At 48.8% G+C, this 16,562-nt stretch carries 16 protein-coding genes; 13 read left to right on the top strand and 3 right to left on the bottom strand.

From position 1 onward, the window contains the following. A complete protein-coding gene (locus CGC65_RS03010; protein WP_002568415.1) occupies nucleotides 1-825 on the top strand; it encodes a carbohydrate ABC transporter permease in 825 nt (274 codons plus the stop codon). 112 nt (nucleotides 826-937) lie between these two features. Beyond that, a complete protein-coding gene (locus tag CGC65_RS03015) occupies nucleotides 938-1,747 on the top strand; it encodes a histidinol-phosphatase HisJ family protein (protein WP_002568414.1) in 810 nt (269 codons plus the stop codon). Here CGC65_RS03015 and CGC65_RS03020 read toward each other — a convergent pair. The 3 genes from CGC65_RS03020 to CGC65_RS03030 form a co-directional block, all read right to left on the bottom strand. After that, entirely contained in the window at nucleotides 1,744-2,622 is an 879-nt protein-coding gene (locus CGC65_RS03020; protein ID WP_002568413.1) for a YitT family protein, read from the bottom strand. The two genes, CGC65_RS03015 and CGC65_RS03020, sit on opposite strands and share 4 nt — an antisense overlap. Nucleotides 2,623-2,694: 72 nt before the next feature. Beyond that, nucleotides 2,695-3,663, bottom strand: coding sequence for an SIS domain-containing protein (locus CGC65_RS03025; protein WP_002568412.1), 969 nt, complete (start codon nucleotides 3,661-3,663; stop codon nucleotides 2,695-2,697). Nucleotides 3,664-3,897: 234 nt separating this feature from the next. Continuing rightward, nucleotides 3,898-4,149 carry a GntR family transcriptional regulator gene (locus tag CGC65_RS03030; RefSeq protein WP_002568411.1) on the bottom strand — a complete coding sequence of 84 codons (252 nt, stop codon included), beginning with the start codon at nucleotides 4,147-4,149 and terminating at the stop codon, nucleotides 3,898-3,900. 190 nt (nucleotides 4,150-4,339) lie between these two features. Here CGC65_RS03030 and CGC65_RS03035 point away from each other — a divergent pair, with 190 nt between their 5' ends. From CGC65_RS03035 to CGC65_RS03085, 11 genes are all read left to right on the top strand, one after another. Then, complete coding sequence (locus tag CGC65_RS03035) at nucleotides 4,340-5,011, top strand: aspartate/glutamate racemase family protein (RefSeq protein ID WP_002568410.1); 672 nt, start codon at nucleotides 4,340-4,342, stop codon at nucleotides 5,009-5,011. A gap of 153 nt (nucleotides 5,012-5,164) precedes the next feature. Next, the gene (locus CGC65_RS03040) at nucleotides 5,165-6,184 is read left to right on the top strand and encodes a DctP family TRAP transporter solute-binding subunit (protein ID WP_002568409.1); all 1,020 of its coding nucleotides are present in this window, start codon (nucleotides 5,165-5,167) and stop codon (nucleotides 6,182-6,184) included. A gap of 10 nt (nucleotides 6,185-6,194) precedes the next feature. Continuing rightward, a complete protein-coding gene (locus CGC65_RS03045; protein ID WP_002568408.1) occupies nucleotides 6,195-6,677 on the top strand; it encodes a TRAP transporter small permease in 483 nt (160 codons plus the stop codon). A gap of 1 nt (nucleotide 6,678) precedes the next feature. Then, nucleotides 6,679-7,950, top strand: a complete 1,272-nt coding sequence (locus CGC65_RS03050; RefSeq protein ID WP_002568407.1) for a TRAP transporter large permease — start codon at nucleotides 6,679-6,681, stop codon at nucleotides 7,948-7,950. A gap of 164 nt (nucleotides 7,951-8,114) precedes the next feature. Beyond that, a complete protein-coding gene (locus CGC65_RS03055; RefSeq protein WP_002568406.1) occupies nucleotides 8,115-8,852 on the top strand; it encodes a FadR/GntR family transcriptional regulator in 738 nt (245 codons plus the stop codon). A gap of 100 nt (nucleotides 8,853-8,952) precedes the next feature. Beyond that, a complete protein-coding gene (locus tag CGC65_RS03060) occupies nucleotides 8,953-9,306 on the top strand; it encodes a cupin domain-containing protein (protein ID WP_002568404.1) in 354 nt (117 codons plus the stop codon). 32 nt (nucleotides 9,307-9,338) lie between these two features. Further along, entirely contained in the window at nucleotides 9,339-10,151 is an 813-nt protein-coding gene (locus CGC65_RS03065) for a beta-keto acid cleavage family enzyme (protein WP_002568403.1), read from the top strand. 18 nt (nucleotides 10,152-10,169) lie between these two features. Continuing rightward, entirely contained in the window at nucleotides 10,170-11,588 is a 1,419-nt protein-coding gene (locus CGC65_RS03070) for a four-carbon acid sugar kinase family protein (RefSeq protein ID WP_002568402.1), read from the top strand. Between the two features lie 350 nt (nucleotides 11,589-11,938). Then, on the top strand, nucleotides 11,939-12,847 hold the full coding sequence (locus CGC65_RS03075; RefSeq protein ID WP_002568401.1) for a MurR/RpiR family transcriptional regulator: 909 nt from the start codon (nucleotides 11,939-11,941) through the stop codon (nucleotides 12,845-12,847). Nucleotides 12,848-13,076: 229 nt separating this feature from the next. Beyond that, nucleotides 13,077-13,862, top strand: a complete 786-nt coding sequence (locus CGC65_RS03080) for an ABC transporter ATP-binding protein (RefSeq protein ID WP_002568400.1) — start codon at nucleotides 13,077-13,079, stop codon at nucleotides 13,860-13,862. Nucleotides 13,863-13,884: 22 nt separating this feature from the next. Next, entirely contained in the window at nucleotides 13,885-16,512 is a 2,628-nt protein-coding gene (locus CGC65_RS03085) for an extracellular solute-binding protein (protein ID WP_002568399.1), read from the top strand. Nucleotides 16,513-16,562: the final 50 nt, after the last annotated feature.

The raw sequence follows: 16,562 nt of genomic DNA on the forward strand, positions 1-16,562 counted from the left end.
ATGAAGAAACGAACAGCAGTAACCATACTTTTGAATATATTCTTCATACTGTTAGTGCTTGTGATTATACTGCCGGCAGCCTGGCTGATTATGAATTCGCTGAAGACCAATGTGGAACTGTTTACCGATTCTCTGGCGCTGCCTGCGAAAGTACAGTTTGCCAACTATATATCAGCATGGAATAAAGGACTTTACAAATACTTTGGAAATTCTGTCATTGTAAGTTCCATTTCACTTATATCCATTCTGTTTCTAAGCTCCCTGCTGGCCTATGGCATAACCAGATTCAACAGCAGATTCGGAAACCTGATATTCCTGATTACATTAGGAGGCATGGCTCTCTCGGAGCAGGTGGCACTGGTTCCTCTGTATAAGATACTTCAGGCCACACACCTGTATAATACATATTGGGCGGTTATCCTGCCCTATGTGGCATTCAGGATACCGTTTACCGTATTCCTGATGCGTGCTTATTTTATGTGTATACCAAAGGAACTGGAGGAAGCGGCAGTTATTGACGGCTACAACAGCTTTCAGATATTCAGAAAGATTATAGTCCCTATCAGCAAGCCGATTTTTGCATCCTGCGCCATTGTGAACCTGAATTTCGTATGGAACGAGTTCCTGTTTGCCAATGTGTTCCTGGAGAGTAAGAGTATTATGACCATTCCTATCGGTTTGATGACATTTAAAGGCGATATGAGATCGGACTATGTGGTAATGCTGGCAGGCATCACCATTGCATCCCTTCCAATGATCATACTTTATCTGTGTATGCAGAAACAGTTTGTCCGGGGTCTTACCTCTGGTGCGGTCAAGGGATAGATAATTAGAATGTCATATATCAGCAGGAGGAACAGGATGGTTCCTCCTGTTTACTGTTACAGGAAATTACATGTATGATACAGACCACTAAATATAAAAGGGAATAAAAAACATGGAATATAAAACTGCAGATTATCACGTCCACAGCACAATTTCCCCCGATGCCAAGGGTACCATGGAGGAAATGTGCAATGCAGCCATGGCTGCGGGTATAGAAGAGATCGCATTTACAGACCACTATGAGTTTTACGCAGGCGGGATAACCGGGAAATATTTTAACCGGGGATATCTTATCCGTTATTTTGAAGAACTGGATAAATGCAGGCAGATGTATGAAGGCCGGCTTATTATCCGCAGCGCTATGGAATTCGGGCAGCTTCACCTGGACCCGGAGAAGGCATCCGGCATTATAAAGAGCTGGCCCTTTGACTATCTCATTGGTTCCGTGCACAAGATTGATAACATTGACTTAAGTCAGATGGAGTTTCGGAAGGATACGGGGCAGCAGATTGCGGACGCTTATTACAGTCACCTGCTGAAGCTGGCACGGACAGGGGATTTTGACTGTATGGGACATTTGGATCTGTACAAGCGTCATTGCAGGAAAGCGGGACTTCCGGATGATTATGATAAATATGAGGACAGGATAGTTCAGGTATTGACCGCGCTCATTGAGAGGGGAAAGGGAATTGAGGTCAACACATCAGGGCTGAGGCAGGGAGCAGGGGAAACCATGCCTGGAATCAGATGCCTTAAGCTGTACAAAGAGCTTGGAGGCACTGTGATTACAGTTGGTTCTGATGCGCATCTCCCGGAAGATGTGGGAAGCGGTTTCATAGAAGCCCTCGGCCTCGTAAAAAAAGCGGGCTTTGACAGAATCGCCCGCTATGAAAAACGTATGTGTTTGTTCCAGCCTCTCTAAAAACGCTTCTCAAAGTGGCCGGTGACGTCTATATTGTTCTGGATGGCAATAAAAGCATTATGGTCAGCAGTGAGGACCAGTTGCCTTAATGGTTCTATCTCGTTTTTGGAAATGACAGTCATGTAGACATAGGTGGACTGGCCGGTATAGCCGCCGGAGGCATTCCAGATTGTGACACCACGGTGCAGGTTGTTAAGTATTATATTCTGGATGTCTGGATGCCGGGAGATGATTGTGACACAGGCTTTGATGTTCTGATAATGAATTTTATCTGTGGCTACCCCTGCAATGATGGCAAAGAGGGCAGAGTATGCGGCTGTGGCCAGATTGTACCGGAATGCGCAGAACAGATAAATCAGTACATTAATCAAAATGGATATCCTGCCTACGCTGAACCTGGGAAACCGCTTGGTACAGTAGATTCCAACTATATCCACACCGCCGCCTGAACCGCCGCAGGTCAGGGTCAGACCCACTCCAAAGCCGGATATGGCACCTCCCACAAGGACCGATGCAAGTGGATCTGTGAACACAGGAATCTCCGGCGATGGGATAAACGCAATGAAGAGGGACTGCAGGCATACACATACAATTGTCTTATAGAAAAAGCTATGGCTGATGAGTACATAGGATAACAGGAACAGGGGGATATTAAGCATCCAGAAAATGATTCCGGTCCAGTCGATTCCTCCGGGAAGCGGGATTTTGAGAATGTCCTGAAAGACCAGATGTATGATTTGGGCAATGCCTGTGAAACCTCCGCTGTAAAGCCCCAGAGGCCGCAGAAACACACAGAATGAAAATGCAAAAAGGAATACCCCCGCGGTGGCACCGGCCATGGATAAGAGAGTATTCCTTCCGGATAATTTAGACATAGTCCTACCTCCATAAAAAGGGCTTCCGGCAAAGCATCAGCAGCCGGAAGCCCTTTTGAATGTGAAAGATAATTAGTATTCCAGTTTCCACATGTATCTTCTCTGGGTCAAGGGATGATTCCTGAGGATTGCCAGCTGCTCTGCATAAACCCGCAGCACTGCGGTAATCAGCATCGGGTTGAAGTAATCTTTGACCGTGGATGGTATTACGGACCCTAATCCAAAATCCTTTGCATCAATCAGGGTGGTCTTGGCCTGGAAACGGTTCAGGAAGTCCAGGGCTCTGGAATCCAATGCTCTGGTACTGCCGTCGTTCATCAGGAGAAGGAAGGGCACATCCTTATCTACGATTTCAAATGGACCATGGAAAAATTCGCCGTCATGGAAGGAGCCTGAATTGATCCACTGCATTTCCATCAGAAGGCATATGGAGAAGGAATAGGCCACCATATGGGTAGCTCCGGAGCTCATAACGTAAATAACAGGAGCATCCTTGTAGTTTTCTGCAAACTTTTTTGCGGAAGGGACTACGAAGGAAACTGCGTCTTCTATTAAGTCAAAGATCTTAGCAAAACCGGTCATCATATCTTGGTAATGTTCATACCCTTCATACTGATTGAGAATTTCAGCTGCCAGCTGCAGACAGAAGGTCATTTTTTCCAGTTTGGCCGCATAATTCTTCTCAAATCCGTGAAGTACCACATAGTGTGCGCTGTTAGCCAGTGGTGAACCGGGGGTATGTGTGATGGCTATTACCTTAGCGCCCATATTCATGGCTTTTTTGGAGGCTTCCACTGTCTCGGGGGTATTGCCGCCAAGGGAGCAGGTAATGATAATACTTTCTTTGCCCACGCACGCAGGAGTGGCATGTACAAATTCATTGGCCGTGTACAGACTGGTCCTCAGCTTTTTTGCATTGCCCTCTAAGAAGTACTTGGCCGGATAAAGCTCTGCCTGGGATGCGCCGCATCCTACAAAGATGACTGAGGTGACTTCCGGGCGCTCTGCTTTGATTTCCTCGATAATTTTTTTTAGTTCCATAAAAATAGGGCCTCCTTTGAGAGATATGTAGTTTTTATTTGTCTTATAAATACATTATATAACGTTATATTAAAATAGTCAATAAGAATATAACATAATGTTCTATTACATTATAATAGTTTGCAGTACCTGAATGTAATAGAAGGGAGGAAAAAAATAAAAATATCCCCAGGAAATACCGGTATATTTCATCCGTATCTCCTGGGGAGAAATCTTCTTTATTTCACACAGTATTCAGGATATTGTCTCCATCCTGAGATATTCTTTTAGTTTGTCCATATATTCCTGTGAAATACTTTCGCAGGCCAGCTTTAACACGGCATTCTCCAGCATCAGGCGCATGAACCGGGATTCTCCAATCAGTTCATAGACAATCTTTGCGATACAACTTCCTCTTTGGGGCTGGATCTCCACCAAACCTACTTTGCTCAGTTCAATGAGGGCTTCACGTACCGGAGTGCGGGAGAGATGCAGAATGAAAAACATGGAAGAGATCCTGACTTGCAGGTTCTTTCCATGTTTTTTGTATTTTTAATAAGTAAAACTGCATAAAAGAGGTGTTATAATCATGTGCATTTTCACAATTTACAACCAACGTAGGATGTAGTATATTTATCTCATAAAACATAGGATGTTGGATGTTGGTTCTAATAGAAGTATATCAGGAGGATAATTCATGAAAGTAGCATTGGTTTACACAAGCACAACACCGGAGTTGATTGAATTAGTAGAAAAGGAAGTGGGGGATGTCCTTCCCCGGGAGACTGAGGTGGCCAGTTACCAGGATCCTTCCATCCTGGCAGAGGTCAGGGACGCAGGTTATGTGACGGCTCCTCCGGCAGCCAGGCTGGTGGGCATGTATATGACAGCTGTTTCGGAAGGAGCGGACGCTATTTTAAATCTTTGTTCTTCCGTAGGCGAGGTGGCGGATGCTGCCCAGGATATCGCCAGATACACGGGAATCCCCATTGTGCGTGTGGATGAGGAGATGTGCCGGGAGGCAGTAAGGCAGGGAAAAAGAATCGGGGTTATGGCAACCCTTCCCACTACACTGAATCCCACAAAGAACACTATTTTAAGGGTTGCCAGGGAGATGAACCGTCAGGTGGAGCTGGTGGACGCGCTGGTGGACGGCGGCTTCGGCCTGGACCAGGAACAGTTTAAGGCCCTTATGAGTGAATACGCGGGAACCATTGCGGACAAGGTGGATGTAATTCTCTTTGCCCAGGGATCCATGGCCTACTGTGAGGAGTATATTCATGAAAAGTATGGTAAAGTAGTATTATCCAGTCCGAGATTCGGCGCTGCTGCACTAAAGGACGCTCTTGTTAAGAAGGGACTAATGTAATATACGGGATTCCTTGGGATGTATTGCTTAGAATATATTGCTTAGAATCTATTACTTAGAATGTATTACTTGAAATGTACTGCGTTAGAACATATCGCGCACAGGCAGCGAAAGCACAGAGGCCGGGTGCACGCAACGAAGGGAGAGGGAAGTATGTTTAAAAGGTTAAAAAAGGCGGCGGCAGTCATATGCGCTGCGGCCATGGTTTTGTCCATGACGGCCTGCGGTTCTGCCGGAGATAAGAAGGTAGTGCTTCATTTTACCCATACACAGAGTCCGGGGTCCATCAGCGACCTGACTGCCCAGGAGTTTAAGAAGCTGGTGGAGGAGCGGAGTGACGGAAGGATTGAAGTCAGCATTTATTCCAACTGCGGACTGTCCGGCGGAGACCTGACAAAGGCCATCGAGCTGGTACAGGCCGGCAACATTGACATCCACTCCTGCGCACCGCCAAACATTGCCAATTATGATAAGAAGTTTTATTCCTTCTGGCTGCCGTTCCTGTTCCCTAATTCAGATGATCTGCTGGCGTTCTGCCACAGCGATAAGGTGCATGAGGTGGTAAACGGCTGGTGCAATGACCTGGAGATGGAAATGCTGGGCATCAATAACGCCGGTTCCAGACAGATATCCAACAGCAAGAAGGAGATCACAAAGCCTGAGGACCTGAAGGGCATGAATATCCGTGTGCCGGGCGCCAATATTTTCATTGACCTGTACAGGAATTACTTTGGGGCAAATCCCACTGCCATGGATTTCTCAGAGGTGTACACCTCCCTTCAGCAGAAGACCATAGACGGGCAGGAGAACCCAATCGCGGTTTTTGACTCTTCTAAATTTGCAGAGGTACAGCAGTATGTTACCCTGTGGGACGGGGTAAGGGATACCACCATCTGGGTCATGAGCCGCAAGACCATGAACAAGCTGTCCCCTGAGGACCAGGAGTTGGTAAAGGAGTGCGCGGCAGAAGCCCTGGACTGGGGAAATGATTATCTGGCTGACAACGAGGCTGTCATTATCCAGAAGCTGAAGGACGGAGGCACCGTTATCACAGAGCTGACAGAGGAGCAGAAGGCGGAGTTCCAGAAGGCCTGCGCCGGAATCTATGATGATTATGCAAAATCTGTGGGACAGGATGTAATCGACTTGTTTACCGGCGGTTATAAGAATTAGGAGGGGCGTTATGAAGGAAAAAGGATTGTTAAAGGACTTCTGGGAGAATTTTGAGGAATATCTCTGTTCAGCCGCATTGCTTGTTATGACCTTTGTCACATTTATGAATGTGTTCTCAAGAAAGATTACATGGTTCAACATGTCATTTACTCAGGAACTGGTGACCACCATGTTTGTGTGGGTCTGCTGCCTGGCCGCGGCCAGTGTGTTTAAGACAGATTCCCACATGGGCTTTAATTACCTGACTGATAAATTCACCGGAACTAAACGTAAGGTTTACCGTATCTGCAGGCTCCTTTTATGCTCTGCCAACTATGGAATCTGGATTATATGGGGAGCACAGATGGTTTACAGGCAGTATCACTATCATCTGCTTACAGGCGTTCTGGAGATGCCTCAGTGGACCATCGGAATCGCCATTCCATTGTCAGCGGTTTTTTCCATAGCCCGTATGGTACAGTATGAGATCAGATTAGCAAAGGAGGGAAATTAATATGTCGGCAGCGATTCTATTTGGTTCCATGGCAGTGATGATTGGATTCGGCATTCCCATTGCCATTGTGCTGGGCGTGTCCAGCGCACTGACCCTGATATTTTCAGGCGCCCCTCTGGGCGTTATTCCTTCCATGATGCAGGCCACTGTTCAGAAATTTTCCCTTCTTACCATTCCGCTTTTCGTCCTTGCAGGCGCAATCATGGACAAGGGAGGCATTTCCAAACGCCTTATCAACCTGGCGGACAGCATCATCGGACCGGTTCACGGCGGACTGGGGTATGTGGCAGTGGTGGCAGCCCTGTTCTTTGCGGCCATCTCCGGATCCGGCACAGCAACCGTTGCAGCCATGGGATCCATCCTGATTCCGGCCATGGTGGCCCAGGGATATGACGCAGGATTTTCCAGCGCCCTTTCCGCTATATCGGGCTCCCTGGGAACGGTTATTCCTCCCAGTATTACATTCATTATCTATGGCATGATTACAGGGGAATCCATTGGAGACCTGTTCCTGTCAGGTATTATACCCGGACTTATATTCGGCTTCATGCTCTGTATTATGGTGTTCATTAAGTCCAAGAAGAACGGATGGAAGGGGGAAACCCAGAGGGCATCCTTAAAGGAAATCGGCAGGCTGTTCCTGGATACAATATGGGGACTTTTAAGCCCGGTCATTGTACTGGGAGGTATTTATTCGGGACTTTTTACACCTACGGAGGCAGCGGCGGTTGCCGTTGTTTACAGCCTGATAGTGGGAATTTTTATCTATAAGGAGCTGCGCCTGGCGGAGCTTAAGGAGACACTGTTTTCCACTGCCAAGACAACGGGCATGATTCTTCTCATCATCATGAATGCAGGCATTTTCTCCTGGGTACTGACTCAGCAGGGGATTGCTGCTTCCCTTACGGAAATGGCCCTGGCCCTTACAGATAACAAGTATATCATGCTGGTTATCATCAACATTGTATTCCTGTGCGCAGGCTGCGTTATGGATAATACAAGCGCCCTCTATATCCTGGTTCCCATCATCATGCCTATCGCAAAGGCCCTGGATATCAACATGATTCAGCTGGGCGTCATCCTGGTATTGAACCTGTCCATTGGCCAGGTAACGCCGCCGGTAGGACCCAATCTGTATGTTGCGGCTGATATCGGAAAGGTTAAGTTTGAGGAAATATGCCGAAAGATGGTGCCGTTACTGCTTATGTCCCTTCTGGCCCTGCTGTGCATTACATATATACCGGCATTGTCCCTGTGCCTGATTCCTTCCTAGCCTGGGAACAGAAGATTGCGCTGAACCAACATATGATGTATACTTATGGATAAGTGGACTGCCACGCCAGGCCCCTGACGGGTCTGGTTGAGCGGAGGCGGTAAGCACTGCACATAGGCGGCCAAAGCAGGGCTGCCAGGTGTATGCAGCAAAGGAGGTTCAGCATGGAAAAGACCAGTTTTTTAAAGGAACCTGTCGGAGGACAGTCAGTTGTTAATAAGATTGTAGACAACATTACCAATGCTATCATAAATGGAGAGCTAAACCCAGGGGACAAAATCCCTACAGAAGCAGAATTGTCGGAGTCAATGGGGGCCGGAAGAAATTCGGTCCGGGAAGCCATCAAGGTGTTAGAGGCATATGGTGTGGTACATATCAAGCGGGCGGAGGGCACCTTTGTGAGTCAGGAATATGACAGCAGGATGATTTATCCGGTGCTTTACGGTATCATACTGCAGAAGGATTCCACCAGCCAGATTGTGGAGCTGAGAAAGGTGATTGATGTGGGCCTCCTCCAGCTGGCTGTGGATAAACTGAGGTCCAAATCCCTGGAGCAGACTCAGATGGAAGCCATTGAGAAGGCCATGGAGGAGCTGGAGTACCAGGCCCATATGGATAAGCCCCAGGCGCGCAGCCTGTATGAGGCGGATGTACAGTTCCATATGGCCATTGTGGGAATCACGGAAAATGTGATGCTCCAGTCCATCTGCAACTATGTGGACAAAATCACCCGCCGTTCCCGTATGGTGACCATAGACCGGATATTCCTGGACGGGGAAGTGGAAAACTTCCTGGACCTGCACCGCAGAATCGTGAAGCTTCTGCAGGACAGGGATTCGGCCGGCATCTATGCGATTGTAGAGGAACATTACCAGTACTGGGCAAAAGTAAAAGATGAATAGCAAGGTGGTTGCTGCATGATGACCGGAACAGGACAGATGATATGTCTGAAGCCAATGATGCGGCAGCCCCTTTATTTTTTTGAGAGAATGGAGCGTTTTTATGATATATAGAATGAAAAATGAGCTGGAAAGAACGCCGATCGAAGGCTGTATGGGCGGAAATGGAACCGTCTGGATGGAGAAGCTTCTCACAGGCCAGGAGGAAATGATGGGAAAGGGGAGAGCGTATGTGCGCCATACGCTGAATCCGGGAGTCTCAATCGGCATCCATACCCATGAGGGGGAAATGGAAACCATGGTTATTGTAAGAGGAAAAGCCGTTCACACTATAAACGGACAGGACCAGTATCTGGAGGAAGGGGACATCATCGCAGCCCAGCCCGGGGACAGCCATGGGATTGCACAGACAGGGGATGAACCTCTGGTGCTGATTGCACAGGTGCTGTTTGCGTAAATGCAGAAATTGTAAAAAGGGAGATTAGATAAATGACAGACATGGATAATAAGGTTCTGGTAAACGTTGCGCCGGTATCGGCAGAGGACAAGGTCATCATACCGGAGAAGATAGCGGAGGATGTATATAAGTGTTATAAGGCAGGGGCTGCCATGGTGCACCTTCATGTAAGAGACAGGGAAGGCCGGCTGACGCCGGATATGTCCCTGTTAGAGGAGACGCTGGCCATGATTCGCCGGGATTCGGACATCATCATCGAGGTGTCCACGGGCGGAGTATCGGACCTGAACATACGGGAGCGCTGCGCCCCTCTGTATTCTGAGCTGGTGGAAGCCTGCTCCTTGAACGTGGGATCCACTAATCTGGGAAAGGCTGTGTACTGCAATCCTATAGACGACGTGGAGTACTGTATCCGGGAAATACTGAAACAGAAAAAGACTCCGGAGGTGGAGACGTTTGAAATAGGCCACACCTGGACCATGGCCCGGCTGATGGAGAAGTATGACTTCGCGGATCCGGTTCTGTTCAGTGTGGTGCTGGGCCATGAGGGAGAAGCCCCGGCAACGCCCCAGGCCCTGGCTGCCATGATACAGATGATTCCTTCCAATGCCGTGTGGGGCATTACACAGGCCCACAGAAAGGATTTTTCGCTGCTGGCCGGTGCCCTGGGCATGGGAGCCAGGACCGTAAGAATTGGATTTGAGGACAGCAATTATCTGGACGCACAGACCCAGGTAACATCCAATGCCCCCCTTGTGGAAAAGACAGTGAAGCTTCTCAGGGCCATGGATAAAGAGCCCATGCTGCCGGATGAGGCCAGGGAGCTGTTTCGCATCGGAAGATAAGAGAGAGGAGAACAGACCATGTTGAATGCATCTGTATTAGACCAGTATCCCGGGGTGGACACCGACGCCGTGCAGGCTCTGCTGGAAGAAAAATGCCGGCAGGACAGACATAAAATCATAGTCCTGGACGATGATCCCACCGGCGTGCAGACGGTCCATGATGTTTCCGTGTATACGGATTGGTCCTATGACAGTATTAAGAAAGGCTTTGAAGAGGACGGGAAGCTGTTTTACATACTGACGAATTCCAGGGGATTTACCGTGGAACAGACCACCAGGGCCCACCTGGAAATCGGGGAAACCGCGGCAAAGGTGTCGGAGGAAACAGGAATTGACTATGTGATTGTCAGCAGGGGAGATTCCACACTGAGGGGACATTACCCTTTGGAGACAGAGCTGCTGGCCCGGGCAGAGGAAAAACACAGGGGCCGGGCTGTTGACGGGGAAATCATTTGTCCCTATTTTAAGGAGGGCGGGCGTTTTACCATCGGCAATGTGCACTATGTAAAGTATGGAAATGAGCTGATACCTGCCGGGGAGACAGAATTTGCAGAGGATAAGACCTTTGGGTACCATTGCTCCAATCTAAAGGAATATGTGGAGGAAAAGACAGGGGGAAGATATCCGGCCCGGGAAGTGCTGGATGTTTCCCTGGAGGAGCTTCGCAGCCTGGATTATGCCTCCATTACAGATAAACTGCTGGCGCTCCATGATTTTGGGAAAATCGTGGTGAACGCAGTGGATGCCTGCGACCTGAAGGTGTTCTGCATTGCCCTTTATGACGCCATGAACCAGGGGCGCAGGTTTATGTTCCGCACAGCCGCAGGCTTTGTGAAGGAATTCGGGGCCATCCGTGAGAGACCCCTTCTGTCCAGGGAAGAGATGGTGCAGGAAAACTGCGGTACAGGGGGAATCATAGTGGTGGGATCCCATACAAAAAAAACAACCAGCCAGCTGGAGGCTTTAAAAACCGTTGAGGGAATCAGGTTCATTGAGTTTAATTCCGATTTGGTCCTGGACGAGGAAAAATTCCAGGAGGAAATCAGTTCTGTGATAAGCCAGGAAGAGGAGCTGATTGGCCGTGGGGTGACGGTCGCCGTATATACCAGGAGGAAGCTGCTGTCCCTGGAACATGACAGTCCTGAGGAGGCATTGGTGCGGTCGGTCAGGATTTCCGACGCAGTCCAGTCACTGGTGGGCAGGCTGAAGGTGAGGCCGGCATTTGTGGTGGCTAAGGGCGGCATCACCTCCAGCGATGTGGGAACCAAGGCTTTGCAGGTAAAGCGTGCAGCGGTCCTGGGACAGATCCGCCCCGGCATACCGGTATGGCGCACAGGTCCGGAGAGCCGTTTTCCGGGAACGCCTTATATCATATTCCCCGGTAATGTGGGGGAAGTGGAGACGCTTAAGGAGGCGGTGGAGATATTGTTGGGGTAAATCCTGCATTGGCCCCCGGTTTCCTGGCTGAAGTACAATTTTTGTGGTGCGGGAGACAAAGATAAGCTATAATAGGGAGTACAGAGGACTTCATATATCAGAAACAGAATGCTGTTTTGGCAGGGAAATCGTGCCGGAACAGCATTGTATTGAAAAAAATGCAATTTCCCGGACAGAGGATTTTATCTGTGCGAAGCTGAATTGACATATTGGCAGAAACGTGCAGAACCGGATATTTGTAGAAAAAGTACCGTGTATATCCTGTGTATGTATGGCATGAGAGCATTGGTATTTGCATCCGAAGAGTCTGAAACTGAAGACCGGAGAATCTGGAAACCGAGGTATGGGACATGGCGAAACCGTTTGAATTTAATATAAAGAAGCTATATGCGGATTTACGGCCTTCGGAACAGAAGGTGGCGGACTATTATCTGGGATATGCGGGACAGTTGGAGGAGCTTTCCCTGGTTCCCATGGCAAAGGCAGCGGGAGTCAGCCAGCCCACGGTCATGAGATTTGTGAAGGCCCTGGGTTTCGGGGGCTTCCGGGAATTTAAGTATGCGGTGCTGAAGGCAGCCTCCGGCAGAGGCAATATGGAAGCGGATGCAAAGGCGGACAGCCGGGCGGACGGGTCAGGAGGGGCTGTGCCGCCGCCTCTGGTCTGCGGTTATGGCATATCAGAAGAGGACAGGCCGGAGGAGGTTCCGGGCCAGGTGATTACCAGGACGATTTCCTATCTGGACGATGCGCTTAAACATATTTCACCTTCGGAAATCATCAAAGCCGCCGGGATGATTTGCAGCGCCGGCCAGGTGGCTGTATATTATGTGGAAAACTCAGCCACGGTTGCCAATGACCTGGTGACTAAGCTTCTGTATCTGGGGATTAACTGTGTGACCTATAACGACGTCTATCTTCAGCAGATCAGCGCAGGAAACCTTGGGGAGCAGGATGTGGCAATCGGTATTTCGTACTCAGGTACATCAAAGAGCACAGTGGATGTGATGAAGCTTGCAAAGCGGAAGGGAGCTTCCACCATTGTGCTGACGAATTACGATGATGTGCTGATTGGAAAATATGCGGATATCATGTTGTGCACCGGCAACCGGCAGCAGCTCTACGGCAATGCCATTTTCTCCAGGACATCCCAGATTGCGGTGGTAGATATGATTTACACGGGGATCATTCTCCGGGACTATCCAAAATACACCAAAAAGCTGGACGAAAGCAGCCGTATTGTGCGGAACCAGACGTACTAGAGCGGGTCTGCTGCTCCATCAGGCAGTGCCGGGCGGACAGAAGGTTTGTAGAAAATCTACAAGCCTTCTTTTTTTGCGCCAGAACGGGTTTACACGGGCTTTACACAAGAATTACAGGAATTTTGTTGAGTTTACGTCTGCCGTTGTGTTTTAATTTGACTGTCCGTTAGGGACAAACGAGTAACGGCACAATTACAGCAAGGGGCAATTTTTGAAAGGAGCATATTATATGCTGGAACTGAACAAAATCAGGAAATCTTACGATGGGGTTACAATTTTAGATAACATCAGCCTGTCTATTGAGAGTGGAGAAATTCTGTCCATTCTGGGACCATCCGGCTGCGGCAAGACAACGCTTCTTAACCTGATTCTGGGTATTACAGATGCAGACAGCGGTGAAATATGGTTTGAAGGCCGCAACATCACCCGTGTTCCCATGGAGGAACGGGGATTCAACATTGTGTTTCAGGATTACGCACTGTTCCCTAATTTAAATGTATATAAAAATATTACCTACGGACTGCGGAACAAACCTGACATTTCCACCGGACAGGAGGTGCAGGAGCTCATTGATCTTCTGGGGCTGGGGGAACATCTGGCCAAGGGAATTGACCAGCTCTCCGGCGGCCAGAAGCAGCGTGTGGCCCTGGCCAGAACCATGGTGATGAAGCCCAGGATACTCCTGTTAGATGAGCCGTTAAGCGCTCTGGACGGTGTGATTAAAGAGTCTATCAAGGAGAAGATCAAGGAAATTGCCAGGGAGTTTAAGCTGACAACCATTATTGTAACCCATGACCCGGAGGAGGCGCTGACCTTGTCGGACAAGGTGCTGATTGTCAATGAGGGGAACATTGCCCAGTTCGGCAGGCCGGAGGAAATCATAGGACAGCCCGCAGACAGCTTTGTTAAGAATTTCATTTTAAATCAGCTTGAGGTGAAGAGAAATAATATTTTCACTCTGTTCAGCCGGGAAATGACACGGAGCAGCAGTCAGAGAATCAGCTGCACAGCATGAAAGCGTGAGGACAAAGAAATCTATGATAAAGACTAAAGAGAGGGAGCTCAAACAGATTTACGCAATGGTAGTCATTGTTTTCCTGGTATTTCTTCTGATTCCCATTGTACTGCTTCTGGGAAAATCCTTTGAAGGAGGAGGCAGCGTCAGCCTTGAGCACTACGCGGATGTGGCGGGAGGAAAGGGATTTGCGGCTGCCTTTGGCCGGAGCATCTTTGTATCCTGTGTCAGTGCAGTGCTGACCACGGCGTTGGCTTTTGTGCTGGCCTATACCATACATTATACCAATGTGCCGGGAGGCCTAAAAAAATTCATACGCCTGGCGGCAGTGGTACCCATGCTTCTTCCCACCATTACATACGGATTTGCCATTATCTATTCCTTTGGCAGGCAGGGGTTTATCACAGGAATGATAGGGCATCAGATGTTTGAGATTTACGGCTTTTGCGGACTGCTTCTGGGATATGTTATCTACACGCTGCCTATCTCATTTATGCTGATACTGAACACCATGAGTTTTATTGATAAGAAGTTCATGATTGTCTCAAGGATTATGGGGGACAGTCCGTTAAAGACTTTTTTGGCAACGGTTATCAGGCCTCTGCTCGGCACCCTGGCCGCTTCCTTCGTTCAATGCTTTTTTCTGTGTTTTACGGATTTTGGGATACCGGCTTCTGTAGGCGGACAGTATGATGTGGTGGCAACAGTGCTCTACAATGAAATGCTGGGTAGTGTACCGGATTTTAACAGAGGGGCTGTGGTGGCTATGTTTATGCTGGTTCCGTCGGTGGTGAGCATTTCCCTGCTCCATTTTCTGGAACGGTTTAATATACGCTACAGCAAGGTCTCCGGCATAGAGCTGAGAAAGGGGAGAATCCGCGACATATGCTGCGGGGCGGCGTCCGTACTCATTCTGGCTTCGGTACTGTGTATATTTGCGGTGATTTTCGTAGTGCCTATGGTGGAGGAATGGCCCTACAGGAGGCAGTTTACCACGGAGCATATAAAAACTGTGTTTACGGATTCCAGACTGCTTTCTGTGTATAAGAACTCCATCCTGGTATCCATTTTTACGGCGCTCACCGGTTCACTGGTGGCATACGCAGCTGCGCTGGCCACGGCACGCAGCCAGTTAAGCAGCCGGCTTAAATCTGTTATTGAGAGCATTGCCCTGGTCACGAACACCATTCCGGGCATGGTAATCGGTATTGCGTTTTTACTTACATTTTCCGGGACGCCCATTCAGAATACCTTTTTCATCATAGTGATTTGTAATGTGGTGCATTTCTTTTCCACCCCCTATCTGATGATGAAGAGCTCCCTGGCAAAGATGAATGCGTCCTGGGAGACCACAGCCCTTTTAATGGGGGACAGCTGGCTTAAGACCATTGTCCGCGTGGTGACGCCCAATGCGGTAAGCACCCTTCTGGAAGTGTTCGGCTATTATTTTGTCAATGCCATGGTGACTGTCAGCGCTGTTATTTTCATAGCAGGAGCCAGGACCATGGTCATTACCACGAAAATTAAGGAACTGCAGTATTACACAAAGTTTAATGAAATTTTTGTGCTGTCACTGCTGATTCTCATAACGAACCTGGCGGCAAAGGGACTGTTCGGATATCTGGCAGGAGGCCGCTGCAAAAACAAAAGGAGAAAAACAATCATGAAGAATTGGAAAAAAGCTGCTGTCATGGGATGTCTGGCCGCTGTTCTGGCTGCCGCTGCCGCCGTAACCGGCTGTCAAAAGAAAGAAGCCCAGGTCATTATCTACTCCAACGCAGATGACGAAGCCGTGGAGGCAATGAAGCATGCTCTGGACGGAAACGGATACGGGGGAAAATATTTATTCCAGACCTTTGGCACCTCGGAGCTGGGAGGCAAATTGCTGGCAGAAGGGACGGATATCGAGGCTGACCTGGTGACCATGAGTTCCTTCTATCTGGAGAGCGCCCAGGAACAGAATCACATGTTCCTTGATTTGACTTTTGACGCAAAACCCCTGGAGAAATATCCGGCCTACTACAGCCCGGTTACCAGACAGGAGGGAGCTATTATTCTTAACACTGAGATGATGAAGGAACATCAGCTTCCAACGCCGTCCAGTATTAAAGATCTGGTAAATCCCGCGTACGCTGATTTGATTTCCGTTACAGATATAAAGAGTTCTTCCACTGCGTGGCTTTTAATGCAGGCCATTGTCAGCGAATACGGAGAGGACGGGGCAAAGGAGGTTCTCAGCGGAATCTATCAAAATGCAGGCCCCCATATTGAAAGCTCGGGCTCTGCACCCCTGAAAAAAGTACGTGCCGGCGAGGTGGCCGTCGGTTTCGGCCTGCGTCACCAGGCAGTTGCGGATAAGGCAGAAGGGCTTCCTGTTGATTATGTGGATCCCACCGAGGGAAATTTTTCTCTGACTGAGTCCGCGGCTGTCATTGACAAGGGAGATAAGACAAATAAGCTGGCCATGGAAATGGCGGAGTGTATTATCAAAAACGGCCGTCAGGAGCTGCTGACCACCTATCCCCTTCCAATCTATGAGGGTGAAACCAGCAATTCAAAGAACCAGTCCGCTTATCCCAGGGTGTTTCCGGAAAAGCTGACCGTGGACTTGCTGAAAAAGCATCAGGAGCTGTCTGAAAGCTGCAAATAGGGAAAAAATCCTCCGGCAAAAAGGCTGCTAAGAGAGGCTGCGGGAAATAA

The organism is Enterocloster bolteae (assembly GCF_002234575.2).
Classification (GTDB): domain Bacteria; phylum Bacillota; class Clostridia; order Lachnospirales; family Lachnospiraceae; genus Enterocloster; species Enterocloster bolteae.

What these genes read in the sequence shown, in the direction of transcription:
- CGC65_RS03010 (WP_002568415.1), top strand. Translation starts at nt 1, where the DNA reads ATGAAGAAACGAACAGCAGTAACCATACTTTTGAATATATTCTTCATA.
- CGC65_RS03015 (WP_002568414.1), top strand. Translation starts at nt 938, where the DNA reads ATGGAATATAAAACTGCAGATTATCACGTCCACAGCACAATTTCCCCC.
- CGC65_RS03020 (WP_002568413.1), bottom strand. Translation starts at nt 2,622, where the DNA reads ATGTCTAAATTATCCGGAAGGAATACTCTCTTATCCATGGCCGGTGCC.
- CGC65_RS03025 (WP_002568412.1), bottom strand. Translation starts at nt 3,663, where the DNA reads ATGGAACTAAAAAAAATTATCGAGGAAATCAAAGCAGAGCGCCCGGAA.
- CGC65_RS03030 (WP_002568411.1), bottom strand. Translation starts at nt 4,149, where the DNA reads ATGTTTTTCATTCTGCATCTCTCCCGCACTCCGGTACGTGAAGCCCTC.
- CGC65_RS03035 (WP_002568410.1), top strand. Translation starts at nt 4,340, where the DNA reads ATGAAAGTAGCATTGGTTTACACAAGCACAACACCGGAGTTGATTGAA.
- CGC65_RS03040 (WP_002568409.1), top strand. Translation starts at nt 5,165, where the DNA reads ATGTTTAAAAGGTTAAAAAAGGCGGCGGCAGTCATATGCGCTGCGGCC.
- CGC65_RS03045 (WP_002568408.1), top strand. Translation starts at nt 6,195, where the DNA reads ATGAAGGAAAAAGGATTGTTAAAGGACTTCTGGGAGAATTTTGAGGAA.
- CGC65_RS03050 (WP_002568407.1), top strand. Translation starts at nt 6,679, where the DNA reads ATGTCGGCAGCGATTCTATTTGGTTCCATGGCAGTGATGATTGGATTC.
- CGC65_RS03055 (WP_002568406.1), top strand. Translation starts at nt 8,115, where the DNA reads ATGGAAAAGACCAGTTTTTTAAAGGAACCTGTCGGAGGACAGTCAGTT.
- CGC65_RS03060 (WP_002568404.1), top strand. Translation starts at nt 8,953, where the DNA reads ATGATATATAGAATGAAAAATGAGCTGGAAAGAACGCCGATCGAAGGC.
- CGC65_RS03065 (WP_002568403.1), top strand. Translation starts at nt 9,339, where the DNA reads ATGACAGACATGGATAATAAGGTTCTGGTAAACGTTGCGCCGGTATCG.
- CGC65_RS03070 (WP_002568402.1), top strand. Translation starts at nt 10,170, where the DNA reads ATGTTGAATGCATCTGTATTAGACCAGTATCCCGGGGTGGACACCGAC.
- CGC65_RS03075 (WP_002568401.1), top strand. Translation starts at nt 11,939, where the DNA reads ATGGCGAAACCGTTTGAATTTAATATAAAGAAGCTATATGCGGATTTA.
- CGC65_RS03080 (WP_002568400.1), top strand. Translation starts at nt 13,077, where the DNA reads ATGCTGGAACTGAACAAAATCAGGAAATCTTACGATGGGGTTACAATT.
- CGC65_RS03085 (WP_002568399.1), top strand. Translation starts at nt 13,885, where the DNA reads ATGATAAAGACTAAAGAGAGGGAGCTCAAACAGATTTACGCAATGGTA.